Here is a 26,450-nt window from a genome sequence, read left to right as displayed (position 1 = left end):
CTAGTCGAGGTAGTCGCGCAGAACCTGCGAACGCGACGGGTGACGCAGCTTCGACATGGTCTTGGACTCGATCTGACGGATGCGTTCACGCGTCACGCCGTAGACCTTGCCGATCTCGTCCAGAGTCTTCGGCTGGCCGTCCGTGAGACCGAAGCGCATGGAGACCACGCCCGCCTCACGCTCGGACAGGGTGTCGAGTACCGAGTGCAGCTGCTCCTGGAGGAGCGTGAAGCTGACCGCGTCGGCCGGCACGACCGCCTCGGAGTCCTCGATGAGGTCTCCGAACTCGCTGTCGCCGTCCTCACCCAGGGGAGTGTGGAGGGAGATCGGCTCTCGGCCGTACTTCTGGACCTCGATGACCTTCTCGGGGGTCATGTCCAGTTCCTTGGCCAGCTCCTCCGGGGTGGGCTCGCGGCCCAGGTCCTGGAGCATCTGGCGCTGCACACGCGCGAGCTTGTTGATGACCTCGACCATGTGCACCGGGATACGGATGGTGCGGGCCTGGTCGGCCATGGCGCGGGTGATCGCCTGACGGATCCACCAGGTGGCGTACGTGGAGAACTTGTAGCCCTTGGTGTAGTCGAACTTCTCGACCGCGCGGATCAGACCGAGGTTGCCCTCCTGGATCAGGTCCAGGAAGAGCATGCCGCGGCCCGTGTAGCGCTTGGCCAGCGAGACCACCAGGCGGAGGTTGGCCTCCAGCAGGTGGTTCTTGGCGCGGCGGCCGTCCTCGGCGATGATCTCCAGCTCGCGCTTGAGCTTCGGTGCGAGCTTGTCGGAGTTCGCCAGCTTGTCCTCGGCGAACAGGCCCGCCTCGATGCGCTTGGCGAGCTCGACCTCCTGCTCGGCGTTGAGGAGCGGGACCTTGCCGATCTGCTTGAGGTAGTCCTTGACCGGGTCGGCGGTGGCACCGGCGACGGCAACCTGCTGCGCAGGCGCGTCGTCCTCGTCGTCGTCTGAGAGGACGAAGCCCTTGTTCTCGCCCTCGGCCTCTTCCTCCTCGCCCTTGCCACCGGGCTGGACCTCATCGAGCAGCTCTTCGCCCTCGGCGGCCTCGTCGGAGTCCTTCTTGCCCGCGGTCTTCTTGGCCACAGTCTTCTTTGCGACGGTCTTCTTCGCCGCCGTCTTCTTGGCCGCCGTCTTCTTGGCGGCCGTCTTCTTGGCAGTCGCTGTCGCCGATGCCTCGTCGGCCGGGACGTCGACGGAATCGGCCGTCGGCGCCGCGGAGGCCGCGACGGTCTTCGCCGTGGCGGTCTTGGCCGCGACGGTCTTGGTGGCGGTGCGCTTTGCCGGGCTCTTCGCTGCGACGCTCTTGCGGGCGCGCTTCGGCGACTCCGCGGCACTGACCATCAGCGTCACACCCTCTTCCTCGAGGATCTGGTTGAGGCTGCGCAGAACATTCTTCCACTGGGTTGGCGGAATCTGGTCAGCCTCGAAGGCCCGACGCACGTCATCGCCGGCGATCTGCCCATCAGCCTTTCCCCGCTCGATGAGCGCCATCACAGACTCGGACTCGGCGATCTCCGGCGGGAGCGTACGGGATGTGCTGGCCGACACGAACAACCTCTCGGAACGATGGAAACGGCTTCCGGCCCCGCCCATGATCGGGCCGGAGCCGACGACCACCAGGCTGCGGATGTGCCGGTGGCGCGGAGTGGACCTCGGAGCTGACACAGCGCCCTGAATGGCTGCTGTATTCCCTCCTCGGCGGTCACCTCTTAGGTCATCGCACGGTTTCGAGGAGTGTTACGCCCAATCCACGTGGCCCGAGTCACACCTCATCTACGACGAACCGGCCAGATGGGGCGTTTACCACACAATCGTGCCGCCGGACCCCCGTGGAATCCGGCGACACACGATGCGTACGCCTTCATACTCCCCGACCGCGCCCTGCGATCAGTGCTCGCGGGGTGCGGGCACGACCCGCTCCACCTCCGGGTGCACGGTGAGCAGTTGGCGCATGGCCGATTCCGCGGCGTGCGGGTCACCGGAAGCGAGGGCGTCGGCGATGCGCGCGTGGTGAGCCAGAGAGGCATCGGTGGGGCGGTCACAGCCGGTGACCGGGCCGCCGGAGACCTGGAGGGCTGCGGAGACGATCCCGGAGAGGTGCTCGAGCATGCGATTGCCGGCGAGCTGGATGAGCAGGGAGTGGAACTCCGCGTCAGCCCGGGAGAACGTGATCCCGTCACCCTGAGCGAGGGCGTGGCCCATGATCTCGATCATGTCGGTGAGGCGCTGCTGGACGTCCTCGCGGCCGTGCCCGGCGGCGAGCCGCGCGGCGAGCGGCTCGATGGTCCACCGCAGCTCGCTCAGCTCCCGGCGCTGATCGTCACGCTGCGGGCCGAAGGCACGCCACTCGATGATGTCGGGATCCAGCAGGTTCCAGTCACTGACCGGACGGACCCGGGTGCCGACGTTGGGACGGGCGCTGACCAGGCCCTTGGCCTCGAGGACGCGCAGGGACTCCCGGACGACAGTGCGGGAGACCTCGAAGCGCTGCCCGATCTCCTCGGGAACGAGCGGACGGTCGGCGCCGAGGTCGCCGGAGACGATCATCTGGCCAAGCTGCTGGACGAGTTGACCGTGCAGTCCGCGGCCCCGGCTGCCTGCCGCACGGCGGCCGACCCGGCCCAACTCCACGTCGGCACCGCCCCAGGAGGGAGGGCCGACGCGGTCGGCGCCGGGCGACTCCGCGTAGGGGTATCGGTCGAGTTCACCCGGGCCGGCGAGGGAGGACTCGACGGGGCGGGCGGCGGTCATCATGGTGTGCGCAAGGGTACTCACGCATCCTTTGTCGGCGTGGCTCCGGCGGCCCTTGAGGTCTTTGGTGAAAAGCACACGAAAGGGTGATCGGCGCTCGCCTCACAATTGACGCCTTATCGGAAAGAAACGGGCGACCTCAAGGGAGTTGTGAACACTTCGCCGAGTCTCGGTCGACCTTGATCACCAACGGGCTCTGCGGCGAAGTCCAGTGAACAGATATGCGCAGATCAGGGCCGACAGCGACAACGTCAGTGCGGCGCCGACAGGTTGGGCGACGAGGCGCACCCCGGTCATCAGCCAGCTGTCGGCCCGCTGCGGCAACTCGACCCAGGCCAGCTCGCGCAGCCGGCCCGGGAGTCCGGCGATGGAACGGGCTGCCGGAACGACAAGCGCCTTCTGTACGAGAGGGGCGATGAGGACCGGTACGGCGAGTACCGCGGCCACTCCGGCGGCCGTGACCTTGAAGACACCGGCGGCGAGCAGCCCGGCCCAGGCGCAGCCGACCGTGAGTCCGCCCCAACCGGCTGCCATGACCGGCCAGTTCCGGGCTGCCGGTGTCACATCCGTCCCGTAGACGAGACGGAGGGCCTGGGCGTCGGCCAGCACGACGAGAAGCGCGAGCAGCAGGGCGACCGTGGCGGTCACGGCCAGCTTGGCGAGGAGGAGGCCAAGGCGGCGAGGGACGGTGCCGCGGGCGGCGGCGAGCGCGGGGTAGCGGTACTCCTCGCCGAAGGAGAGCGCCCCGATCAGGCCCGCCCCGAAGGCCGCGGGCGGCAGCGGCAGCACCTCGGGCCAGGCAACGAGCAGGCTCGGCAGCGGGGTACTGCCGGTGCGCGCGAGCAGGATGCACAGGGCGAGGGAAGCGACGAGCACGGCAGCCGCGATCAACGGGGCGGTGCGGACGCCGAGGAGACGGCGGAGTTCGTAGCGCAGGGGCCGCAGGGGGCTGCGTGCGGGGCTCGGAGGCGTCGGGGGCAGGTTGGGGCCGGGTGGCTGCGGCGCGGCCGGGACGGGCCGATTCTCGGCGTCGGTGGCGCGTGTGGGGGCGGGCACCGCCCCCGCTGCGGGGCCTGCGTCGCCGACCTCGTCCGAGAGCCGGTGGACGAGCACTCCGTGCCGGAAGGCGGTTTCGCCGATCTCGGCGCAGCTGCTGCCGTAGACGGAGAGGAGACTGCCTTCCTCGGCGACCACCTCGACAGAGCGCTGGGCGGCACGTGCTTCCCGGTTGACGACGTGGGCGAGGCGGGCGGCGTGCGGGGTACGGACCGCGACGCGGGGGCGGAGCCTGGTGCGCGAGAAGGCGGCGGCGTTCTGGTCGGCGACAAGGCGGCCTTCGTCGATAGTGACGACGCGGTCGGCGTTGCGGGCTGCCTCCTTGGGGTCACTGGTGGTGCACAGGACGGTTCCGCCCTGTGCGGCATGGGCACGCAGCAGCCCGAAGAGCCAGCTGCTCTCGCGTGGCGAGAGCCCTTTGGAGGGCTCGTCGAGGATGAGCGTCTGCGGGTCGCCCAGCAGTGCGGATGCGAGCCCGAGTCTGCGGTCCATACCGACGGAGAGCGTGCCGAGACGCTGGTTGCCGAGGCCCGCGAGGCCGACCGCTTCGAGCATCTCGTCGGCGCGCCCGGCGGGCACTCCGGCGGCGGCGCAGAGCATGCGGAGCTGACCCCGGGTGGTCCGTACGGGATTACCCGGTACGTCACCCAGGAGCACCCCGACCTCGCGGGCGGGGTGGGCGATGCGGTGGAGGGGGTTGCCGCGGAAATACGTCACACCGCGGCCGGACTCGAGTTCGAGCATCAGCCGTAGTGCCGTTGTCTTTCCGGAGCCCGGCGCGCCGAGCAGCGCCGTGACACGGCCCGGCCCGGCCTCGAAGGTGAGGTCGTCGACTGCGGAGGGGTGGTCTCGGCGGTGGGTACTGGTGAGTCCGATGGCCTGGAGCATCGCTTCTCTCGCGGAAGGTGAGAACCGCTCGGCGGCAGGTGGGTACCGCAGCAAGATAACGCGACATTTCGGACTTTTGGCGCAGCTGGCAGAGCACCGGGTGTCAGACGTTTGACCGAACTCCGTCAGACCTCGGGACGCAGCATCGGCGGGTTCAGGACGGTGGCGCCGCCTGCCCGGAAAAGCTGGGCGGGGCGGCCACCCTGGCGGGTGGTGGTACCGCCGGCCGGGACCAGGAACCCTGGCGTACCGGTCACCTTCCGGTGGAAGTTCCTGGGATCGAGAGCGACCCCCCACACGGCTTCGTACACCCGGCGCAGCTCGCCGACCGTGAACTCCGGCGGACAGAAGGCAGTGGCCAGCGAGGAGTACTCGATCTTGGAACGGGCCCGTTCCACCCCGTCCGCCAGGATTCGCGCATGATCGAAAGCGAGTGCGGCAGGCTGCTCGGCCTCGCGGCCGAACCCGCTCTCCTGGCCGAGGAGGTCCTCCACGGGAGCCCAGCGCGCGCTGTTCGCGTCACCGCCCGCGCGGGGCGCGGGAAGGTCTGGGGCAAGCACCAGATGGGCGACGCTGACGACCCGCATCCGGGGGTCCCGCTTGGGGTCGCCGTAGGTCGCGAGCTGCTCGAGATGGGCGCCGTTCCCGGGTGCGGGAGACGCCGGGTCGTGCGCACACAGGCCGGTCTCCTCGGCGAGCTCGCGGGCCGCCGCCGCTGCCAGATCCTCGTCGCCTCTGACGAACCCTCCGGGCAGCGCCCACCGTCCCTGGAACGGCTGCTCTCCGCGGCGTACGACCAGTGCGCAGAGCGCATGGCGGCGCACGGTGAGCACGACCAGGTCGACGGTGACAGCGAAGGGCGGATAGGCCGACGGGTCGTAGGGCGACATGCCGCGATCATAGTCGTCTGCCTGACGATAAACACTCCCTTCGCCTCCTGCGGCGACTGTTTCTTGGTCCATATCCGTGCCGCGCACCCACCCGGCTCACACTCCCAACTGGAGTCCGTCTGCGGCCTCCTCGACCATCCCGAGCCCGAGCCTGCTGACCCGTACGGCGAACGGCTCACCCGCGACGCACAGGCCGGCGATCTGTACGGCGCCGAGCGGAGCGCAGCGGACCGGGTGCAGCGCAACCGTCCGGGCCGGAGCGTCGGGACGGATGCCGGCGAGGGTGGTGGCGAGGAGCTGAATCCCGGCGGCCGCGGCGAGCGCCGCGGGGCGGCACGCGGCTGGGTGCGGCACCGGCGCACTGTCCCCCGTGCGCTGCTCCCCCGCGTACATCTCGGGCAGCCGGTGCCCGAAGGCCTCTGCTGCGTCGAAGAGGCCACGAAGCAGAGAGACCGCCTCCTTCTCGTATCCGGCGGCCGCCAGGCCCCCTGCCGCAACTGCCGTCTCATGCACCCGTACGGCGCCTGCGCGATGCCCGAACGGGTTGTGCCCCGGCTCCTTCGTCCCCAAGCTGCGCAACCCCCAGCCGGAGTCCATCGCCGGGCTGCCGAGCAGTCTGGCCAGTTGCTCGGTCTGCACCTTGTCCAGCAGGCCGGGGGCGAGCTGCCCGCCGCCGAGCAGGCCGGCGTCCAGGAGGTGCGCGGCGCCGCCGCTCAGGTGCGGCACCGGCCGACCGTCGGACATCCGGGCCGCCGCCGGACGGCCGCCCGCTCTGTCGTCGATCCAGAAGCGCTCCCGGAAACGGTGGCGCAGCGCTCTCGCCCACTCGCGCCAGCCTTCGGCGCCCGGACGGCCACGAGCCTCCAGCAGATCGGCCCCGAGCAGTGCCGCCCGATGGGCGTGGGCCTGAGTCTCGGCGCGCCGGGCTCCGAACGGACCGGGCTCGGGCAGCAACCCGTCCTCACCCGCGGCCTGCCGCAGCCAGTGCAGACAGCGCTCGGCCGCCGGGAGCAGCTCCGTCAGCTCCTGCTCGGGCATTCCCCAGCGCCATGCCTCCGCAAGGACCGCCGGGAAGGCGAGGGTCGCCTCGACGCCGGTACAACTCGGCGGCAGATGCGGGCCCGCGTCCCTGAGGGGACCGGGGATGCGTCCGAAGTCCGCTCCCGGACCGGAATGCTGGGTACGGGCGAGCGTGCGCAGGGTGGCCGCGGCCAGCCTGGTGGAGAGCGGGAGCGCCATCCGCGCGGCCCACAGGGCCTCGGCGGGGGCCGGACCGCAGCGCCACGGCACTCCCGCTGCCAGGGATACGTCCGCCGGGTGGCCGGGGTCCCGCAGCAGCAGCGCCCTGAGATCGCCCAGGCTGGTCCTGAGGAGTGGCTCGATGCGGGCATCGTCCCCTTCGGCCCGCGCCTCGGGAAGCGTCCCGCTGCGAGTCCGGGCCGACAGCCGGGAGGGGCGATCGGAGCGGACACGCAGCTCGATGGTGCGGGAGCCGCCGGGCAGCAACTCCACCTCCCAGCGCAGCAGTCCTGCCGAAGCCAGGGCGTCGTTCGGGGGCGGCTCGGCCGTGACGACCGCGTGGGTGCCTCCCCCTGCCGACCAGCGCATGCCTGAGGCATGGACGCTGGCGGGCAGTTCGGGACCGGGCCGGCCGGCCGCCACCGCGCCGAGATCCGCGAGATCGGTGCCGATCGCGATCTCGACCGGGAACCTGAGGGGTCTGGCAGCCGAGCTGCGCAGGGTGATCCGTTCCGTGCCGTAGGCGTCGCGCGACCGCTCCACGCCGACCTCCGGGTCGGGACCGGTGTCGGTGGGGGTGCGCACCACGGCGACGAATCTGGCACTGTCGGCGGAGACCAATCTGCCCTGCACTGCGACCGGTTCGCGCCCCGCCACCCGCAACTGGCAGCGCGAGAGCAGCCGTCGGCCCGACTGGTAGACACCTTCGAGCCCCTGGCCGGTGAGCTGCCCGTGCTCGGGGGAGACTGCCAGGTTCGGCAGTGCCACACACATGAGCGAGGAGTGCACCGGCGGAAGATCGCCCCGCCGTCCGGCTCCCGGCGGTGCGGGGCCCGGCCCGGGGTTCTGCCCGGAACCCGGCCTGGAGTTCTGTCCGGAGCTCCGCCCGTGGTTCTGTCCGGTCTGCGGTACGAGGGGCCGACGAGGAGCGGTGGGGGCCATGGTGGGTCTGCTGTGCCTTCCGTGCTCTCCGGACAGCCGCTACGAATACGACGGCACGGGTCGTACGACTCCGCCACGACGATGAACGGTGCCACGGGCGGCTGGGTCACGGCCGTCACCGTCCGCTCCTGGTGCCGCGCTGCCCGCTGCGCCTGCTCGCACGGGTGCGGTTCCCGGCCGCCGCGGTGCCGGGACGCCTCCGCGCGGGCCGGAGATCCTTCCTGCCGGCGGCCGGCCGGATCCTGCGGGAACGTGGCCGATGCCGACGCCCGCTGGGCCCGGGGGTCTCGGAGGCGGCTCGCGCGCCGCTCTCCTCTCGCAGACAGCTGCGCAACGCCTCCGGATCGAGACCCTCGTTGCAGGCCTGGTGCAGCAGCCGGGCAAAGACGTACTCGGGGTCGACGCACAGAGCACGTCCTAGGGCGACCCGCGCGCCCGGTTCGTCGCCGGTGGACCAGCAGACCCAGCCGGCGAGCGTGAGTGGTGCGGCGGCGTGCTCGGAGTAGGAGCCGACGCACCTGCGGGCCAGCGCCCGCCAGAGCCGCAGCGCCGGATCCGCGGCCGGCCCCTCCATCCAGTGCGCCGCCCGGTCCCGGGTGTCCCGGTCCTGCAGACCGAGGATCACGGCGGCGGCTTCGTCGTGCGTGATGAGCCGGTCGTCCGCAAAATCCGCCTCGGACCAGCCCACTGCCCGCGGTGTCTCCGCAATGCGCTTCATCAGTCGGCTGGCCAGCTCAAGGGTTTCCGTGGCGACCTGCTCACGCCCCTCTTCGGCCAGGATCCTGGGCACCAGAGCGGCACCCGCAGCGTCCAGCGCCTCCTCCTGGTCGGAGGCGGCAGGGGTCGTCCAGGGTGCCAGCCGACCCTCCATCTCCCGCAGCGATCCACGCACCTGGATCCCTGCGTAGGCGGCGGCCGCGGCCATCACCGAGGTGCCGGGCAGAGCAAGCGCACTCCCTTCGGGCGGACAGCAGCGCGCGTCGGGGCAGCAGTAGGACCAATAGCGGCCGTCCGAGATGCAGAGCGCCTCGTACACGGGCACCTCCAGGGTGCCGCAGGCAGTACGCAGCCGTTGCGCAAGGGGGCGCAGGCGCTCCATGACCCGGCGGCTCGTCTCACCCTCGGCAGGGTCCTGGCAGAGGAAGACGACAATGCCGTCGGGTCGGGAGCCCCGCCGCTCGCTGCCTTCGACCAGACACTCCGCGAGCTGCTCGGCCACGGGCGGCCACTCGTGCGACGAGCGTGGAATGCCGAGCCTCAGTCGCCCGCCGAAGCGGCCGCGGCTGCCGTGCAGCGCGACGAGCACGATCGAATCGTTGGGGTGGAAGCCCATCATGTACGGGAGGGCGTCGGCCAGTTCGGCAGGGCCACGCAGGGTGATCTGCTCGTCGGCGGCCGGTCCGGTGGGTTCGTGGTGCTTGTTCATGGCATGACCGTCTCGCGACGGCCTCGACTCCGCGACCCCTGTGGATAACTTTATCCACAGGCTCGCGTCCTCGTTCGCGCATTGTCGGCGTCATCAGGTTGCATGGGGGCATGACCAACGCAGACCGCGCAGACCTCAGGACCTCGGCCGACTCCGTTCTCGCCCGCCTCGTCTCGGACACCACGGGCACGGCCCGGCTGCGTGAGGACCAGTGGCGGGCGATCGAGGCCCTCGTCGCCGACAAGCGCCGGGCTCTGGTCGTGCAGCGGACCGGCTGGGGCAAGTCCGCGGTGTATTTCGTCGCGACCTCGCTGCTGCGCGAGCGCGGCAGCGGCCCGACCGTGATCGTCTCTCCGCTGCTCGCGCTCATGCGTAACCAGGTGGAGGCCGCGGCGCGGGCCGGTATCCGCGCCCGGACGATCAATTCCTCCAACACGGAAGAGTGGGACACCGTCCAGGCCGAGGTCGCCGCGGGCGAGGTGGATGTGCTGCTGGTCAGCCCCGAGCGGCTGAACAACCCTGACTTCCGGGACCAGGTGCTCCCCAAACTGTCCGCCGCGACCGGGCTGCTGGTGGTGGACGAGGCCCACTGCATCTCCGACTGGGGCCATGACTTCCGGCCTGACTACCGCAGGCTGCGCACGATGCTGGCGGACCTGCCGGCCGGGGTTCCGGTGCTCGCCACCACCGCCACGGCCAATGCGCGCGTGACCGCGGACGTCGCCGAGCAGCTGGGCACAGGGGCGGGCACCGACGCGCTCGTGCTGCGGGGCGCGCTGGACCGGGAGAGCCTCAGTCTGAGCGTCCTCCGGCTCCCCGACGCGGCGAACAGGCTGGCTTGGCTCGCCGACCATCTCGGCGAGCTGCCGGGCTCCGGGATCATCTACACCCTCACAGTCGCGGCGGCCGAGGAGGTCACCGCCTACCTGCGCCAATGCGGGCACACAGTTGCCTCGTACACCGGTCGGACGGAGAACGCCGACCGGCAGCAGGCCGAGGAGGACCTGCTCGCCAACCGCGTCAAGGCGCTGGTCGCCACATCCGCGTTGGGCATGGGCTTCGACAAGCCCGACCTCGGTTTCGTCGTGCACATGGGCTCGCCGTCCTCCCCCATCGCCTACTACCAGCAGGTGGGCCGTGCAGGCCGTGGTGTAAAGCATGCGGAGGTGCTGCTGCTCCCGGGCAAGGAGGACGAGGCGATCTGGCAGTACTTCGCCTCGGTCGCCTTCCCGCCCGAGCAGCTTGTGCGGCGCACGCTGGAGGTGTTGGCGCAGACGGACAAGCCGCTCTCACTGCCCGCGCTGGAGCCGCTCGTCGAGCTGCGGCGCACACGGCTGGAAACCATGCTCAAAGTGCTCGACGTGGACGGTGCAGTGCGCCGGGTGAAGGGCGGCTGGACGACGACGGGACAGCCCTGGTCGTACGACTCCGAGCGATATGCCTGGGTCGCGCGTCAGCGGGCCTCCGAGCAGCAGGCGATGCGCGACTACGCAAGGTCGACGGAGTGCCGGATGGAGTTCCTGCGGCGGCAGCTGGACGACGAGGAGGCCGCGCCGTGCGGTCGCTGTGACAACTGCTCGGGAGCCCGCTTCAGCGACAAGGTGTCGGCAGCGGCCCTGGACGCCGCACGCGGCGAGTTGGGCAGGCCAGGGGTGGAGGTGGAGACCCGCAAGATGTGGCCGACCGGTCTTGCGGCGGTCGGCATCAACCTCAAGGGCCGTATCCCAGAAGGGGAGCAGTCCCTCACCGGGCGGGCACTGGGGCGGCTCTCCGACATCGGCTGGGGCAACCGGCTCCGGCCGATGCTCGCCCCGCAGGCACAGGACGGTCCAGTTCCGGACGATGTGGTGAACGCCGTGGTCACCGTGCTCGCCGACTGGGCCAGAGGTCCTGGCGGCTGGGCGTCCGGCGAGGCCGACGCCCCGCCCCGGCCGGTCGGTGTCGTCACCGTTGCCTCGCGCAGCAGGCCCCGGTTGGTCGGGTCCCTCGGCGAACGGATCGCCGAGGTCGGGCGGATGCCGTTGCTGGGCTCTGTCGAGTATGCGCCGGAGGCAGTCGAGGCACGCATCCCACGTACCAACAGCGCGCAGCGGGTGCGGGCGCTGCACGAGGCGTTCACCGTGCCACCGGAGCTGGCCCGGGTGCTGGCCGCGGCCGGCGGGCCCGTGCTGCTGGTCGATGATCTCTCCGAGAGTGGCTGGACCCTCGCGGTGGCGGCGCGGCTGCTGCGCAGGGCAGGCGCGGAGGGAGTGTTTCCGCTGGTCCTTGCTGTTCAGGCGTGACACGAGGGATCACTTGCGGCGCGACTGGGCAAGGATATGAGCGTCATACCCGTCGAATACCCGCCGATTCCCATCGGTGGCGCCAAATTGCTCGTTGCCGCATCCTCACGCGCCAGCAAGAATTGGAACGCTCCCCCGCACGGCTCGTTCGCGGTCCGGAAGGGCTGTGCCGCGGTGCGCCCTCACCCGACCCTGCCCGCACTGTGGGCGCGTATGCGAAGGGAGGACCGTGACCTTCGGATTCGCATCGTCCGCAGCCACTTCGCTCACCACATCGGCCAACTCCGCCAGCCGACTTGCCAGGATGCTCGAGCCAGCCGAGTGGGCAGCAGCCGGAATCCCGCTGCTGCGCAACCCGCGCGAGGTGGTCAGCGGACTGCACACCCGGCACCTGCCGGCACCGGCGACAGCCGTCGTTGCTGTGCTCGATCACGAGGAACGGCTCGCTGCCAGTGCCTCGTTCTCCCGCCGCCCCACTCCGGCGGACGGCTGGGAGTTCCGCAACGTACTGCTGGCACATCTGCGCCGGGTCATCCCGCACGATCTGCGCCGCCGCGCACCCGTGCGTACGGCGGTGCTGCTCTACTGCCGCGAGGGCGACGAGCGTTGGACGGAGGAGGACGGGGCGTGGATGTGGGGGCTGCGGGACGCGTGCACGTTGCACGGGCTGCGCTGCGGGGCGTACATCACGCTGACGCACGGCGGCTGGCAGGTGCTGGGCGAAGGCCGGGGCGGCCGTCGGCCCAGTTCCACCTCGTCACCGGGTGATCTCGCCGACGTCGCAAGGGAAGCCGACCCGCTGCACCTGCGGACCGCAAGCGGCGCGGTGGAAGCCCTTCGGCGCACGGCGGCTCGCTGAGCCGTGCCGCCCTCCGGCTGCCCACAAGGCTGGGCAGCCGGGTTACGGCCGGACCGTGCGATCCATGGACGCCGCGCGGAGGGTACGGATCAGATGCCCGCGCCGAGCACGGTGTTGATCCGCTTGGGGTCGCCGCACACGATCAGCAGCGCAGCCGCCTTCTGCATGGCCGCCGGCAGCGCGCGGGCGGCGGCATCGTCGGCGCCTCCGTTGACCGCGACGACCACCACGGGCCGGGCAGAAGCCCGCCCCGCAGCAGCGGCATCCGCGTAGAAGACGTCGTCACCGGCGGCGTGCTGGGCCCAGTAGGCGTCCTCGCCGAAGGTGAGTTCGTGCGCTGCCCACGGGTGCTGTTCACCGGTGGTGAGCACCAGGACGTCGCCCGGTGCTCGGCCGGAGTCGAGCAGCAGGTCGACCGCCTCGTCGGCGGCGTCGAGCGCGCCGTCGGCCGGGGCGGGGATCAGCTGGATCTGCGGCACGGACGGCTTCTCCGACCGGGGCGCCTGGGGCTGTCCGGAAGGAGTGTGTGCGCGCTGTGCCGGCGGCGCGGGCCTGGCCGTAGCGGGGCCCGGATGTCCGGGACGCGGCGAGGCCGCGGAACGCGGACCGGGTACGGGACGAGGGGTCGGCGCGGTGCGGCCTGCGGCCGGAGTAGCGCGGGGACCCTGGGCGCTCTCGTGAATCTGAGGCTCCTCGGGAGTGAGAGGCATGAGTGGATGTCTATCAAACGCCGGTGACGAACGCATCGGCGGGTGGGGCACAAAGGTGCGACCGTACTGTGGGGAGGGCAGGTTCAGAATTCGAAGCCGAGCTGGCCCCCGTTTTCCAGTGCGGCCGCCTCCGCGGAGACGCGGACCTTCTTGAGGTGCCGCCACTGGGGCAGCCCATCGAGATAGGACCACGAGAGCCGGTGGTATGGCGTGGGCCCCCGTTCCTTGAGCGCCGCCTTGTGCACGGGCGAGGGGTAGCCGGCGTTGGCCTCGAAGCCGAAGTCGGCGAACTCCCCCTGCAGTTCTGCCATCATCGCGTCCCTGCGCACCTTGGCGATCACCGAGGCGGCCGCGACCGCGACACAGGACTGGTCCCCCTTGATCACTGTACGGACCTGCCAGGGCAGTCCCAGATAGTTGTGCTTGCCGTCGAGGATGACGGCGTCCGGACGTACCGGAAGCGCCTCCAGTGCCCGGACTGCGGCCAGCCGCAGCGCCGCGGTCATCCCCAGTTCATCGATCTCCCTGGGTGACGCGTCCCCCAGGGCGTACGACGTGACCCACTGCTCCAGCAGCCCGGCCAGCTCCGTACGGCGCTTCGGACTGATCAACTTGGAGTCGGTGAGTCCAGCAGGCGGTCTGCGCAGTCCGGTGACCGCCGCGCACACCGTGACGGGACCGGCCCACGCTCCGCGTCCGACTTCGTCGACACCAGCGACGATCTTGGCGCCGGTGATGGCTCTGATCGAGCGCTCGACTGTGTGTGTGGGTGGTTCGTACGGCATGGCGCCAGCAAGCGTACGCCGCCGGACCCCGCCCGCGACAACCGGATTCTGGTCATGGGCTCCACAGCGGCGGTCAGCCGGTCCGCGGAGCGAGCAGCGGCACCATGACGTGGTCGATCATCTCGGCAATGTCCTCGTCCGGCCATTCGCTGCCGCACACTTTGGAGCGGTACATCATCAGGCCTGGAATCACGTCGAACACCAGGTCACAGGTGGCATCCGGACGGACGTCGCCACGCGCGACACCACGGCGGACCACCTCACGGAAGAGCCGGGTGGACGGCTCGATCAACTGCCGGACGATCACCCCGTGGAACCGTTCAGCGGCTGCCGAGTCGCACTCGTGAAGCACCGAACGCAGCGCAAAGCCCGACCTGGAGTACATCGCGTCCCGCACGCGCCGGCAGAGCTGAAGGAGGTCTTCACGGATGCTGCCGTGGTCGGCGGTCTCGTCGAGCGTGGGCAGTCCGGCCTGCAGCGCGTCCGCGACGAGGTCCTCCTTCGACGGCCAGCGGCGGTAGACGGCGGCCTTCCCCGTCTGCGCCCCGGCGGCCACCCCCTCCATGGTGAGCCCGCTCCAGCCGACCGTACTCAACTGATCCAGCGCGGCGTCCAGGATCGCGCGCTCCAGCACGGCTCCCCGACGGCGCAGTGAGACCGGGGGCGTCTCAGCGGCGGCGGTCCAGCGCGAAGTGGCCATGTGCATCTCTCCATTGGGGACAAGAGGTCCAGTGAACGCTTGCGTTCACTGATGGGGACTCTTACGGTTGGCGGGACAGTGAACGGATGCGTTCACTAATTCACTTGCGGGGGACCCACAGTGACAACCACTCAGTTAACATCTCCAAGCAGTCCGGGGACGGCCCGCAGGCAGGGACGCCCCGGGATCGCCCTGGCCGTCATCGCCGCCCTGCAGCTCATGGTGGTCCTCGACACCACGATTGTGAATATCGCCCTCCCGCACATCCAAGGGGCTCTCGAGTTCACCACCACCCAGTTGTCGTGGGTCGTCAACGCCTACACCCTCACCTTCGGCGGGCTGTTGCTGCTCGGAGGCCGTGCGGGCGACATCCTCGGCCGTCGGCGCGTGTTCGTCTTCGGCGTACTGCTCTTCACCTTTGCCTCACTCCTGTGCGGCATCGCGCAGGAACCGTGGCAGATGCTCGCGGCCCGCGCGCTCCAGGGCGTCGGCGGAGCGATCGCCTCGCCCACCGCGCTCGCCCTCATCACCACCACCTTTCGCGAAGGCCCCGAGCGCAACCGCGCGTTCGGTATCTTCGCGGCGGTCTCGGCCAGCGGCGCGGCCATCGGTCTGCTCGCCGGCGGCATGCTCACCGAGTGGCTGGACTGGCGCTGGGTGTTCTATGTGAACCTGCCGATCGGCATCCTGATCGCCATCCTGGCACCGGTGTTCATCAATGAATCCGAGCGGCAGTCCGGCCGGTTCGACATCGCGGGCGCGCTCACCTCGACCGTGGGCATGGCGTCCCTGGTCTACGGCTTCATCCGGGCTTCCGAGGACGGCTGGAGCGACGGGCTCACCCTGGCCGCGTTCGCGGCGGCGATCGTCCTGCTGACCGCGTTCGTACTGATCGAGCGGCGGGCCCGGGAACCAATCACTCCACTGCGGATGTTCGCCGACCGCAACCGCTCCGGCACGTATCTGATCATGACGAGTCTCTCCGCCGCGATGTTCGGCATGTTCTTCTTCATCGTTCTCTTCGTACAGAACGTGCTGGGTTACAGCCCCATCACCTCCGGTCTCGCGTTCCTGCCGGTCACGGTGATGATCGTGGCCGCGGCCGGACTCTCCTCGAAGCTGCTGCCGGTCCTCGGCCCCAAGCCGTTCCTCGCCGCGGGTGCGGTATTCAGCGGGGCCGGGATGGCATGGCTCACCGCGCTCGACCCCGGCAGCTCCTACCTGGGCGGGGTGCTCGGTCCGATGCTGCTCTTCGGATTCGGCATGGGTTTGGTGTTCGTGACGGCGACACTCACGGCGGTCTCGGGCGTGGCACAGCAGGAATCGGGAGCGGCCTCCAGTCTGCTCAACGCCACACAGATGGTGGGAGGTTCCCTGGGACTGTCGATTCTGATGACCGTCTTCAGCACCGCCAGCCGCAACGAGGCCGAACGCCAACTGCCTTCGTTCCTCGCGAAGTCGACACCGGCACAGAAAGAAGCCTTCTCGAAGACGCACGAGCTGCCGCCTCCGTGGGGCCACCAGGTGCTCGCCGAAGGCATCGCGACGTCGTTCTGGGCCGGGGTGGGCCTGGTGGGACTCGCCGTGCTCACCGCGGTGGCAGTCATCCGGGTGCGCAAGAGCGACCTGGAGGCGCTCAGCGGAGCGGCAGGCCCGGGCGGGCCCGCCGCCTAGGTGCCGGGGTACGGGCCGTATGCGGGGGGGGACGGCCCGTACCCAGCCCTCAGAGAAGGTGTCCGGCACTCAGGAGCGCGGAGGCTCCGGCAGCCTTTCGAGAGTGGGTACGGCATCGGCGGACAGCTCCTGGAAGCAGCCGACGTCGAATCTTTCCGGTGCGGCGGCAGCGCCGTAATTCCGCTCGGCGACCGTCCCGCCCGGGGAGAGCAGACCGAAGACACCGAAAACACCGAAAACGTGGACAGCGGCGACGCCGCTCTCGGCAGCGGCACGCAGCACGCGGCAGCCGCGTCGGGCCAAGACCCCGCCATCATGATCAGGACGATCGCCGGGCCGAGTCACAGCTCCATCCCCGTCTGCTCGCGACGCAGGCCCTGCCGGCCCCGGCAGGGCCTGCCGACCGAGTCCACGGGCACAGCGAGCCGAGGAGTACGCCCGGCCAGGTGCGGCCCCGGGCAGGGCGAGCGGCGCCGGCGTCGCGGCGACGGCGATGGCGATGGCGAGGAAGGCCCCGGCCGGTGACACGGGCCCCTCTCGGCCGGGTACCGCGCACCCCCGGACCGCCCAGGAGACCTGAGTCGGCCCCCCGGGCGGGACACGAGTCGGTCGACGGTCCGCCGACCGCAACCGCGGCTCAGCCGGCCGGGGCGGGAATCCAGTCCGGGAGAGCCTCGGTCTGTTCCAGCCAGTGGGTGGGCGGCTGTCCGCCCTTGCCCGCGGCGACCACTCCGCACGCGATGGCGCAGGTGGTGTCGACATCCCCGCCCACCTGGGCCGTCGTCCAGAAGACCCGCTCGAAGTCGCCGAGCGCGCGAGCGGCCGACCACAGGGCGAACGGCACGGTGTCATGCGCACTGGTGCGCCGGCCGCTGCCGAGCACGGCGGCGACTGTCCCGGCGTCGTTGTAGTCGAGCATGTCCCGCGCCCGGCGCAGGCCGGCCCCGACCGCGCTGCGCGGCACGAGCGCGATCACACCGTCGAGCAGGTCCGTGGGCGTCGGCGGTCCACCCGGAGCCGCCGTGAGAGAGGCAGCCGCCGCCACCGCCATCGCGCCGACGACGGCTTCGCGGTGCTGATGCGTGGTGTACGAGGAGATTTCGGCCTGGTGGGTGGCCTGCTCAGGGTCGTCGGCGTACCAGGCGCCGAGAGGCGCGATACGCATCGCCGAGCCGTTGCCCCACGAGCCCTGGCCCTTGAAGAGCCCGGCGGCCAGCTCGCGCCAGTCGCCGCCCTCCCTGATCAGCCGGAGCATCCGGTTGACTGCGGGGCCGTAGCCCCGGTCGAAGTCGTGGTGCTCGGCGAAGGAGCGCGCGAGTGCGTCCTGGTCCACGCGGCCGAGGCCGGCGAGCACGGCCACCACCGAGCAGGCCATCTCGGTGTCGTCGGTCCACTGCCAGGGGCTGGGCGGCAGCTCGCGCCGCTTCAGCAGTGGATAGTTCGAGGGTACGAAGAACTGGGAGCCCAGGGCGTCTCCCACGGACAGTCCGCGCAGGCTGTCCAGGGCGCGTTCGAAGCGCCGGTCGCGAGAGGAGTCAGCGGTCATCTTCCTGCCACTCTATCCGGTGACGCCGTACGACTCAGGGGTACACCACCGTTCGAACGGACGGTCCAGTGTGTAGCGCCCGTCCTCCCCCAGCTGAAGTATCCGGGTCTCGGCGTTGCCGGGGTTGGACAGGGACTCGACATCCGCCACCGACCAGTGGAACCAGCGCATGCAGAACAACCGCATCGTCAGTCCGTGCGTGACCAGCAATACGTTCGGCGGGTGATCGGGGGCCTCGAAGCTCCGGTACAGGCTCTCCAGGAACGCGCCGACCCGGTCATACACATCTGCCCCCGACTCGCCCTGGGCGAAGCGGTAGAAGAAGTGACCGTAGGCGTCGCGGTAGGCCTTCTGCAGCCTTACGTCGTCCCTGTCCTGCCAGTTTCCCCAGTCCTGCTCGCGCAGCCGCGGCTCCTCCCTGACCCTGACCAGCTGCGGATCGAGCGCGAACGCACGGAGAGTCTGATGAGTGCGACGGTAGGGCGAGACATAGACGCTGACGCGCTCACGTCCGAACAGCTCACGCAACCGCGCCCCCGTCTCCTCTGCCTGGGACCAGCCGGTCGCGGTCAGGTGCAGCGCATGGTCGGGCTCGCGTTCGTACACCGTGTCATCAGCGTTTCCCGCCGATTCTCCGTGCCGGACGAGGACGATGCGTCGCGGTCGTGCCATATCACGACAGTAGATCGGTCCGGACTCGGCCGAGCAGTCGGCCCGAGGCCATCCGGTATCCCGGTCGCCGTCCGATCATCTCGGTCACATGGTCAAGACCGACGCCACGGACGCCACCGAGGCCCACCAAGGACCCCTGCCCGGTCAGACCGTCCACGACGGTTCCAGCTCCACGACGTCACCGGCCAGCGCCGCGACATCCGCCTCGGTCTGCGCGCGGAGCAGCAGCCGCTCCACGCGCTCCCTGCGGTACTTCCCGTGCTCCGCCGCCGACCGCCACATCGACATCACCAGGAATTCGCTCCCCGGCGCCTCTCCGAACACCCCGCGCAGCATTCCGGGCGACCCGGCCATCGCCGGGTTCCACACCTTCTCCTGCATCAGCGCGTAGTGCTCTACGCGGTCCTCGTGCACCCTGCAGTGCGCGACCCGCACGACATCCGCGTCCGTGAACCGTGGCTCGAACCCCGTCTTCACATCGAAGCGATAGTCGAACAACTTGGCCTGAATATCCTTGTATGTCCCCGACTGCCCGGCTGCCAGCCGGGCGTGGGAGCGCGCCATGAACGAGTCGTAGAAAGCCCGGCTCTCCCAGAACGCGAAGATGTGGGCGACATGCGGCCGCCCCCTGCTCCACCCACCGCCCTGTCCCCGAAATCCCGGCTCACCCAGCAGCCCCGCCCACTTCCGCTGTCCCCGCTCGAACCCTCGACGGTCCACCACGGTGCAGCGAATCCACTTGACCAGCACCGCGCCATCGTACGGCCAGGAGAGTGGCCCGGGTCACTCTCCGGCGGAGTGCATCCGTACCAGCGCCGCGGAATCCGCGGCATCCAGTTCGATGCCGAAGACGCCTTCCAACACCTCTGCCAACTCACCCGCCGAGACCGTGCGGTGCTCGTTCGTACCGTCCGCGCGCGACACGGTGAGTTCGCTCCGTACGAGGGTGCGACGCACCTCGGGGCCCGGTCGCTGCACCACGACCTGCCCGACGAACTTCGATTGCGGATGGGAAGAGCTGTAGTGGTTCATGACCGTGAAATCTCCGGGAAAGAGTGTTTGGGGAGCGAATGCGTACAGATCGGCCCACCCTTCCTCACCGAGCGTCCGCAGTACGTGAATCCCTTCGTCCTCGAGCGCGATCCCATAGGTCCACGCGCCCTGCCTCACCTCGACGCCGTCCCGCAACGGCATCGGCTCCAGGATTCCGAGTGCACCGAACCCCGTGTCCGCGAGCCAGGGTTGGCCGTCGACCGTGACCACAAGGGCTGCATGAGTCACCGGTCGCACTCCACGGCCGCTCGCACGGTTGCGGGCCCCTCGCGCCGCCACCGTGAATCCGATCCGTTCCAGCGCGGCGGCGAACAGGGAGTTCTGCTCGTAGCAATAGCCACCGCGCCGCCGCCCGACCAGCTTCGCCTGCACGCTCTTCAGATCCAGCGGCACCTCACGCCCGAGTGCCACTTCAAGGTTCTCGAAAGGTATCGCGGCAACATGCGCCCGTTGCAGCGCGCGCAGCGTCTCCACGTCCGCCGCGATCTCCCCGTCGTACTCGATCCGTGACAAGTAGGCGTCCAGATCCAGCTCCGCGCCGTTCCACGTCATTGTCCCCACCCCTGACATGCCGACGGCGCCCGCGGCCCCGGCCCTGCACAATGATCGTCATGACCGCGCTGCACGCCAACCCTGTTTTCGCCCGCCTGGAGAACGCCGAGCGCATTCTCGTCGCCGGCGCGGGGGGCGGGTTCGATGTGTACGCGGGACTGCCTCTGGCCCTCTCCCTCCTCCACCAGGGCAAGGAAGTCCACCTTGCCAACCTCTCGTTCAGCGCGGTCGAAGGGCTGCCCCTGGAGGCATGGCTCGCGCCCGACGTCGCCGCGATCACCCCCGAATCGGCGCCCCACCAGACGTACTTCCCCGAGCGCACCCTGGCCCAGTGGCTCGCCCTCCATGGCTACCCGAGCACCGTCCACGCCTTCGCGCGTGTCGGCGTACAGCCGCTGCGCGCCGCCTATCGGGCGCTGCTCGAGCGGTACGAGATCGATGCCGTCGTCCTCGTGGACGGCGGCACGGACATCCTCATGCGGGGCGACGAATCCGGGCTGGGCACACCTGAGGAGGACATGACCAGCGTGGCCGCGCTCCATGGGATCGACATGTCGCAGCGCCTGGTCCTCTCCCTCGGCTTCGGGGTCGACGCCCACCACGGAGTGAGCCACGGCCTCGTCCTGGAGAACATCGCCGCGCTCGAGGCCGACGGCGCATATCTCGGTGCCTTCTCCGTGCCGCGTACGACGCGGGAGGGCGCCCTGTTCCTCGACGCGGTGGCACACGCCCAGGCGCACACCCCTGACCATCCCAGCATCGTGAACGGCTCCATAGCCGCCGCGGTCCAGGGTGCCTTCGGAGATGTCCAGTTCACCTCCCGCACCCGCGGCAGCGAGCTCTTCATCAACCCGCTGATGTCGATCTACTTCGCCTTCGAACTCGAGGGCCTGGCGCGCCGCTGCCTGTATCTGGACCGGATCGAGAACACACACCTGATCCGCCAGGTCAGCAGCGCGATCGAGGCCTTTCGCGACGAGGTCGTACGGCAGCGGCCGCCGCGCCGTATCCCGCACTGAGCGGACGCCACATCCCGAGGTGCGGAAGTGTGAACGTGGCAACATGGGCAACCAACCTGAAACACCCGGCAGTTGCGCCAGTACGGGGAAGGGGAATCCGGTGAGCAGTATCAACAAGGGGGTCCGGAAGGCCGAGGTGACACTCAGGTGGGATCCCAGCCCCCTGGGCGAGTCGGCCCATGATCTCGACATCGTCGCCGCGACGTACCAGGCGGACGCCCCTCAGGGCGAGCCCTCGTACGTCGTGCACTTCGACAGCCGTTCGCCCGACGGCACCATCATCCTGACCAGGGACAGCCGTACCGGTCAGGGCTTCGGCTCCGACGAGGTCATGACCTTGGAGTTCGACCGGCTGGCGACCGCCTACGGGCGGGTCGTCGTGGGCGTGGTCATCCAACAGCGGGACGGCCGGAAAGTGTTCGGCGACATAGGGAACACCCTCGTGCGGGTTCTTGAGGGGCACACGGAGCTGGCGCAGTACGACTTCGCCAGTGTCTCCGGATCGACCGCCGCGGTCGTCGGCGAGTTCACCCGGAGCGGGGCGGGCGAGTGGGAATTCCGTGAGATCGTCCGCGGATTCGACGCCGACCCGCAGGCCTTCGTCGCGGTGATGGGCAGCAGTACTTACTGAGCACGCGGGAAGCTGGGGGAACGCGGCGACGCGAAGCGCCGGCAGTCGACAGCAGAACGGGGAGCCGGCATTCCGCCGGCTCCCCGCCGCGACCGCTGCTTCACGCCCGAGGGGAGGTCAGTTTACTGGCGGAGAGCACTCGTTCCGGACGTGCTCCATTCCTCGCCCTACGGCTCGGTCATTCTGCTCGGCCTGTCGCAGCGAACGCCGCCCGAGACAGCACCCCGGCCTGTTGAATGGCAGGCCGGACTTGAGGCGCGAAGCGACGGAGCAGCCATGAGCGATACCGAGGGCACACGACTGATGCGGCGCATCTTCGCCGCGCTGGTGAAGGGAGACGGCCGCCCACTCGCCGAGAGTCTCGCCGACGATTTTCGCTGGACGATCATCGGCACGACGAAGTGGTCCGGAACTTACGAAGGCAAACAGGCCGTCCTCGACGAGCTCTTTCGTCCACTGCTCGCCCAGTTCACAGACAGATACACGAACACCCCACAACGCTTCATCGCCGCCGACGACTACGTGGTGGTTGAGTGCAGCGGCCGCGCCACAACCGTGGACGGGAAGCCCTACAACAACACGTACTGCTGGGTTTGCCAGATCAAAGACGGAAAACTGCAAGCACTGACCGAATACTGCGATACCGACCTGATAGCCAGAACGCTGGGGGAACCGGGCGACATGAAGCCCCGATAGCCATGGCTGCCGAGTGGGGAGCCGGCGTTTCGCCGACTCCCCACTCCGAGCAGTTACTTCACGCCCAAGGGGCGCTCAGTTTCAGCTGCAGCCGCTGGTCGAGCCGCATCCTTCGCAGATGTAGCAGGAGCCGGCCCGCTGCATCTTCGTCCCGCAGGAGAAGCACAGCGGAGCGTCCGCGCTGATGCCCAGCTGCATCTCGACAAGCTCCGCCGAGGTGTGCGCCTGCTTCGGAGCCGGAACCTCCGCCTTGGGGGCGACGACGGCCTTCAGGGGCTCCTGCTGACGAGGCGCAGACTGGGCCAGGCCCTCGACGTCCATCTCGTCGTCGGAGGGCTCGTACGAACCCGTCTCCAGGTGCCGCTGGCGCTCTTCGGCCGAGTGAATGCCGAGCGCCGAGCGCGTCTCGAAGGGCAGGAAGTCCAGCGCCAGGCGGCGGAAGATGTAGTCGACGATCGACTGCGCCATCCGCACGTCCGGGTCGTCCGTCATACCGGCCGGCTCGAAGCGCATGTTGGTGAACTTCGAGACGTACGTCTCCAGCGGGACGCCGTACTGCAGACCCACCGATACGGCGATGGAGAAGGCGTCCATCATGCCCGCGAGGGTGGAGCCCTGCTTCGACATCTTCAGGAAGACCTCGCCGAGACCGTCGTCCGGGTACGAGTTGGCGGTCATGTAGCCCTCGGCGCCGCCCACGGTGAAGGAGGTGGTGATGCCGGGACGGCCCTTCGGGAGGCGCTTGCGGACGGGACGGTACTCGACGACCTTCTCGACCGCGGCCCGGATCGTCTCCTCGGCCTTCTCGGTGACCTCGGCCTTCTCCGCTTCCTTCTTCTTCGCGGAGAGGGGCTGGCCGACCTTGCAGTTGTCGCGGTAGATCGCGAGCGCCTTGACACCCATCTTCCACGCCTTGAAGTAGACCTCCTCGACGTCCTCGACGGTGGCGGTCTCCGGCAGGTTCACCGTCTTGGACAGCGCACCGGAGATCCACGGCTGAATGGCCGCCATCATGCGGACGTGGCCCATCGCGGAGATGGAGCGCTCACCCATGGCGCAGTCGAAGACCTCGTAGTGCTCGGTCTTCAGACCGGGGGCGTCGATCACATTGCCGTGGTCGGCGATGTGGGCGACGATCGCCTCGATCTGCTCCTCCTGGTAGCCCAGCCGGCGCAGGGCCTGCGGGACGGTGCCGTTGACGATCTGCATCGAGCCGCCGCCGACCAGCTTCTTGAACTTGACCAGGGCAAGGTCGGGCTCGAGGCCGGTGGTGTCGCAGGACATCGCGAGACCGATGGTGCCGGTGGGCGCGATGACCGAGGCCTGGGCGTTGCGGAAGCCGTTCTTGGCGCCGAGGCGGATGACGTCCTGCCAGGCCTCAGTGGCGGCGGCCCAGACCGGGCTGTCCAGGTCGTCCACGTGGACGGCCACGGCGTTGGCATCGGCGTGCTGCTTCATCACGCGCTGGTGCGGCTCGGCGTTGCGGGCGTAGCCGTCGTACGGACCGACAACCGCGGCAAGCTCGGCGGAGCGCCGGTACGACGTGCCGGTCATCAGGGAGGTGATGGCGCCGGCGAGCGCGCGGCCGCCGTCGGAGTCGTAGGCGTGACCTGTGGCCATCAGCAGGGCGCCGAGGTTGGCGTAGCCGATGCCCAGCTGACGGTAGGCGCGGGTGTTCTCGCCGATCTTCTGGGTCGGGAAGTCCGCGAAACAGATCGAGATGTCCATCGCGGTGATGACCAGCTCGACGACCTTGGCGAAGCGCTCGACCTCGAAGGACTGGTGGCCCTCGCTGTCGTCCTTGAGGAACTTCATCAGGTTCAGCGAGGCCAGGTTGCACGAGGTGTTGTCCAGGTGCATGTACTCGCTGCACGGGTTCGAGCCGTTGATCCGGCCGGACTCCGGGCAGGTGTGCCAGTGGTTGATGGTGTCGTCGTACTGAATGCCGGGGTCGGCGCAGGCCCAGGCGGCCTCGGCCATCTTGCGGAAGAGGGACTTGGCCTCGACCTCTTCGATGACGTCGCCGGTCATCCGGGCGCGCAGTCCGAACTTGCCGCCGGACTCGACGGCCTTCATGAACTCGTCATTCACCCGGACCGAGTTGTTGGCGTTCTGGTACTGGACGGACGTGATGTCGTCGCCGCCCAGGTCCATGTCGAAGCCCGCGTCACGCAGGGCGCGGATCTTCTCCTCTTCCTTCACCTTGGTCTCGATGAAGTTCTCGATGTCGGGGTGGTCTACGTCGAGGATGACCATCTTTGCCGCGCGGCGGGTGGCGCCGCCCGACTTGATCGTTCCTGCAGACGCGTCGGCACCGCGCATGAAGGAGACCGGGCCCGACGCGTTGCCGCCGGAGGAGAGCAACTCCTTGGAGGAGCGGATACGGGAGAGGTTCAGGCCGGCACCGGAGCCGCCCTTGAAGATCATGCCCTCTTCCTTGTACCAGTCGAGGATCGACTCCATGGAGTCGTCGACGGCCAGGATGAAGCAGGCGGAGACCTGCTGCGGCTGGGGCGTGCCCACGTTGAACCACACCGGCGAGTTGAAACTGAAGATCTGGTGCAGGAGGGCGTACGCCAGCTCGTGCTCGAAGATCTCGGCGTCGGCGGGCGAGGCGAAGTAGTTGTAGTCCTCACCGGCCTTCCGGTACGTCTTCACAATCCGGTCGATGAGCTGCTTGAGACCGGTCTCGCGCTGCGGGGTGCCGACGGCCCCGCGGAAGTACTTGCTGGTGACGATGTTGACCGCGTTCACCGACCAGAAGTCGGGGAACTCGACGCCACGCTGCTCGAAGTTGACCGAGCCGTCGCGCCAATTGGTCATGACGACGTCACGGCGCTCCCAGACCACCTCGTCGTACGGATGCACGCCGGGGGTCGTGTGGATTCGCTCGATACGCAGGCCCTTGCTCGCCTTGGATCCCTTGGCGCGGGAACCTCGTGCCGGGCCGCTCGTCGTCTCGGTCATGCCGCCTCCCATACATGGGCAAAAACGCCCTGAAGTGCCCAGATCTTCCCGTGGCACAGTCTGTGTCTGATGCCCGGGCGCCGCGTACAGCGCCCGTGACAGGTCTTTTGCCGCCCTGCTGACGACCGGCGGGCCGACGGGGCGGGCCCGATCCGCTCAGCCGGTGTCGCTCAGTCGGCGGCGGTGGCGGGAACGGGGACCTGATGGGTCTCGCCGGTCCCGCATTCCTCTGCGGGAGGCCGCTGCTCGCGGAGCTCCGCGATGGCGGCCTCGAAGTCTTCGAGTGAATCGAACGCCCGGTACACGGACGCGAAGCGCAGGTAGGCGACGAGGTCGAGTTCCTGCAGGGGGCCGAGTATGGCCAGACCCACGTCATGGGTGGTCAGCTCGGCGCTGCCGGTGGCGCGCACCGCCTCCTCGACCCGCTGGCCGAGCTTGGCGAGGGCGTCCTCGGTGACCGGCCGCCCCTGGCACGCCTTGCGCACGCCGGAGATGACCTTGGTACGGCTGAAGGGTTCGGTCACTCCGCTGCGCTTGATCACCATCAGCGAGGCGGTTTCCACCGTCGTGAAGCGACGGGAGCAGTCGGGGCACTGCCGGCGACGCCTGATCGACGTTCCGTCGTCGGTGGTGCGACTGTCGACGACGCGGCTGTCGGGGTGCCTGCAGAAGGGGCAGTGCATGGCTCCCAACCCTCCTTCACAGCACGACTGAATAGCCTCGACGGGCCGGTCGAGGCCCCTTCGAAGCAGCCCCAAGCATAGGCGATGGCCGGGGCCTTGAAAGACCGGGGACCACAACTTGTGGGCGGCGGACACAATCCAACCACTAGATCTGGGGGTTTGGCCGCACTTTGGGCTCTCAGCGCGTGTCGCGTGGCGGGAGCGCGGGGCCGATGACCCAACGGCCGTACGGGCGCGGTGCGCGAGCGGCGCCGGACCGGCCACGAGGGTACGGAGTCGCGCGGCTCCGCAGCTTTGGGGTCCCCGGATGCCAGACTGGGAATCACCCCGCCCCACTGCAGCCCGGCAGTGAAGGCTACCGTAATGGCCCGAATTGCCTTGCGATCCGATCGTTCGCACATACACCCAGCCAGAAGCCCA

At 69.4% G+C, this 26,450-nt stretch carries 22 protein-coding genes; 6 read left to right on the top strand and 16 right to left on the bottom strand.

Annotation, left to right across the window (positions count from 1 at the left end; all coding sequences use genetic code 11):
- The 6 genes from OG883_RS07960 to OG883_RS07935 form a co-directional block, all read right to left on the bottom strand.
- Positions 1–1,557, bottom strand: coding sequence for an RNA polymerase sigma factor (locus tag OG883_RS07960; RefSeq protein WP_266541346.1), 1,557 nt, complete (start codon positions 1,555–1,557; stop codon positions 1–3).
- Between the two features lie 339 nt (positions 1,558–1,896).
- Positions 1,897–2,784: a FadR/GntR family transcriptional regulator gene (locus OG883_RS07955; protein WP_266536873.1), complete on the bottom strand. Its 888-nt coding sequence runs from the start codon at positions 2,782–2,784 to the stop codon at positions 1,897–1,899.
- A 159-nt stretch (positions 2,785–2,943) separates the two neighbouring features.
- The gene (locus OG883_RS07950) at positions 2,944–4,704 is read right to left on the bottom strand and encodes an ABC transporter ATP-binding protein (protein ID WP_266536870.1); all 1,761 of its coding nucleotides are present in this window, start codon (positions 4,702–4,704) and stop codon (positions 2,944–2,946) included.
- A 125-nt stretch (positions 4,705–4,829) separates the two neighbouring features.
- On the bottom strand, positions 4,830–5,594 hold the full coding sequence (locus OG883_RS07945; protein ID WP_266536867.1) for an NUDIX domain-containing protein: 765 nt from the start codon (positions 5,592–5,594) through the stop codon (positions 4,830–4,832).
- Between the two features lie 96 nt (positions 5,595–5,690).
- Positions 5,691–7,607: a glycogen debranching N-terminal domain-containing protein gene (locus tag OG883_RS07940; protein ID WP_266541343.1), complete on the bottom strand. Its 1,917-nt coding sequence runs from the start codon at positions 7,605–7,607 to the stop codon at positions 5,691–5,693.
- 283 nt (positions 7,608–7,890) lie between these two features.
- Positions 7,891–9,201, bottom strand: a complete 1,311-nt coding sequence (locus tag OG883_RS07935; RefSeq protein WP_266536865.1) for a DUF4192 domain-containing protein — start codon at positions 9,199–9,201, stop codon at positions 7,891–7,893.
- A gap of 110 nt (positions 9,202–9,311) precedes the next feature.
- Here OG883_RS07935 and OG883_RS07930 point away from each other — a divergent pair, with 110 nt between their 5' ends.
- Together OG883_RS07930 and OG883_RS07925 are read left to right on the top strand one after the other, a co-directional pair.
- A complete protein-coding gene (locus tag OG883_RS07930) occupies positions 9,312–11,483 on the top strand; it encodes a RecQ family ATP-dependent DNA helicase (protein ID WP_266536862.1) in 2,172 nt (723 codons plus the stop codon).
- Between the two features lie 229 nt (positions 11,484–11,712).
- A complete protein-coding gene (locus OG883_RS07925) occupies positions 11,713–12,342 on the top strand; it encodes a hypothetical protein (protein WP_266536859.1) in 630 nt (209 codons plus the stop codon).
- An 89-nt stretch (positions 12,343–12,431) separates the two neighbouring features.
- On the opposite strand, the gene OG883_RS07920 is transcribed toward OG883_RS07925, so the two are convergent.
- The 3 genes from OG883_RS07920 to OG883_RS07910 form a co-directional block, all read right to left on the bottom strand.
- The gene (locus OG883_RS07920; protein ID WP_266536857.1) at positions 12,432–13,052 is read right to left on the bottom strand and encodes a hypothetical protein; all 621 of its coding nucleotides are present in this window, start codon (positions 13,050–13,052) and stop codon (positions 12,432–12,434) included.
- Between the two features lie 83 nt (positions 13,053–13,135).
- On the bottom strand, positions 13,136–13,837 hold the full coding sequence (locus OG883_RS07915) for a ribonuclease HII (RefSeq protein ID WP_266536854.1): 702 nt from the start codon (positions 13,835–13,837) through the stop codon (positions 13,136–13,138).
- A gap of 73 nt (positions 13,838–13,910) precedes the next feature.
- Positions 13,911–14,537 carry a TetR/AcrR family transcriptional regulator gene (locus OG883_RS07910; RefSeq protein ID WP_266536852.1) on the bottom strand — a complete coding sequence of 209 codons (627 nt, stop codon included), beginning with the start codon at positions 14,535–14,537 and terminating at the stop codon, positions 13,911–13,913.
- A 120-nt stretch (positions 14,538–14,657) separates the two neighbouring features.
- On the opposite strand from OG883_RS07910, the gene OG883_RS07905 reads away from it, so the two are divergent.
- A complete protein-coding gene (locus OG883_RS07905) occupies positions 14,658–16,211 on the top strand; it encodes an MFS transporter (protein WP_266536850.1) in 1,554 nt (517 codons plus the stop codon).
- A 69-nt stretch (positions 16,212–16,280) separates the two neighbouring features.
- Here the strand turns inward: OG883_RS07905 and OG883_RS07900 are convergent, their stop codons facing one another.
- From OG883_RS07900 to OG883_RS07880, 5 genes are all read right to left on the bottom strand, one after another.
- Positions 16,281–16,514 carry a hypothetical protein gene (locus OG883_RS07900; RefSeq protein WP_266536848.1) on the bottom strand — a complete coding sequence of 78 codons (234 nt, stop codon included), beginning with the start codon at positions 16,512–16,514 and terminating at the stop codon, positions 16,281–16,283.
- Between the two features lie 334 nt (positions 16,515–16,848).
- Complete coding sequence (locus tag OG883_RS07895; RefSeq protein ID WP_266536845.1) at positions 16,849–17,757, bottom strand: ADP-ribosylglycohydrolase family protein; 909 nt, start codon at positions 17,755–17,757, stop codon at positions 16,849–16,851.
- Positions 17,758–17,769: 12 nt separating this feature from the next.
- Positions 17,770–18,429, bottom strand: coding sequence for a histidine phosphatase family protein (locus tag OG883_RS07890; RefSeq protein WP_266536842.1), 660 nt, complete (start codon positions 18,427–18,429; stop codon positions 17,770–17,772).
- Positions 18,430–18,573: 144 nt separating this feature from the next.
- On the bottom strand, positions 18,574–19,179 hold the full coding sequence (locus OG883_RS07885) for a YdbC family protein (protein ID WP_266536839.1): 606 nt from the start codon (positions 19,177–19,179) through the stop codon (positions 18,574–18,576).
- 33 nt (positions 19,180–19,212) lie between these two features.
- Positions 19,213–20,034: an arylamine N-acetyltransferase gene (locus OG883_RS07880; protein ID WP_266536835.1), complete on the bottom strand. Its 822-nt coding sequence runs from the start codon at positions 20,032–20,034 to the stop codon at positions 19,213–19,215.
- 59 nt (positions 20,035–20,093) lie between these two features.
- Between OG883_RS07880 and OG883_RS07875 the strand changes: the two genes are divergently transcribed.
- The 3 genes from OG883_RS07875 (at position 20,094) to OG883_RS07865 (ending at position 22,380) form a co-directional block, all read left to right on the top strand.
- Positions 20,094–21,053, top strand: coding sequence for a DUF1152 domain-containing protein (locus tag OG883_RS07875; RefSeq protein WP_266536832.1), 960 nt, complete (start codon positions 20,094–20,096; stop codon positions 21,051–21,053).
- Positions 21,054–21,153: 100 nt separating this feature from the next.
- Positions 21,154–21,684 carry a TerD family protein gene (locus OG883_RS07870; protein ID WP_266536830.1) on the top strand — a complete coding sequence of 177 codons (531 nt, stop codon included), beginning with the start codon at positions 21,154–21,156 and terminating at the stop codon, positions 21,682–21,684.
- Between the two features lie 276 nt (positions 21,685–21,960).
- Positions 21,961–22,380, top strand: coding sequence for a nuclear transport factor 2 family protein (locus tag OG883_RS07865; RefSeq protein WP_266536828.1), 420 nt, complete (start codon positions 21,961–21,963; stop codon positions 22,378–22,380).
- An 81-nt stretch (positions 22,381–22,461) separates the two neighbouring features.
- On the opposite strand, the gene OG883_RS07860 is transcribed toward OG883_RS07865, so the two are convergent.
- Complete coding sequence (locus OG883_RS07860) at positions 22,462–25,347, bottom strand: vitamin B12-dependent ribonucleotide reductase (RefSeq protein ID WP_266536825.1); 2,886 nt, start codon at positions 25,345–25,347, stop codon at positions 22,462–22,464.
- A 170-nt stretch (positions 25,348–25,517) separates the two neighbouring features.
- On the bottom strand, positions 25,518–26,030 hold the full coding sequence (gene nrdR, locus OG883_RS07855) for a transcriptional regulator NrdR (RefSeq protein WP_266536822.1): 513 nt from the start codon (positions 26,028–26,030) through the stop codon (positions 25,518–25,520).
- Positions 26,031–26,450: the final 420 nt, after the last annotated feature.

This window comes from Streptomyces sp. NBC_01142 (genome assembly GCF_026341125.1).
Classification (GTDB): domain Bacteria; phylum Actinomycetota; class Actinomycetes; order Streptomycetales; family Streptomycetaceae; genus Streptomyces.
The sequence above is the reverse complement of the archived record's forward strand: the minus strand, read 5'-3'. Positions and strand labels throughout refer to the sequence as shown.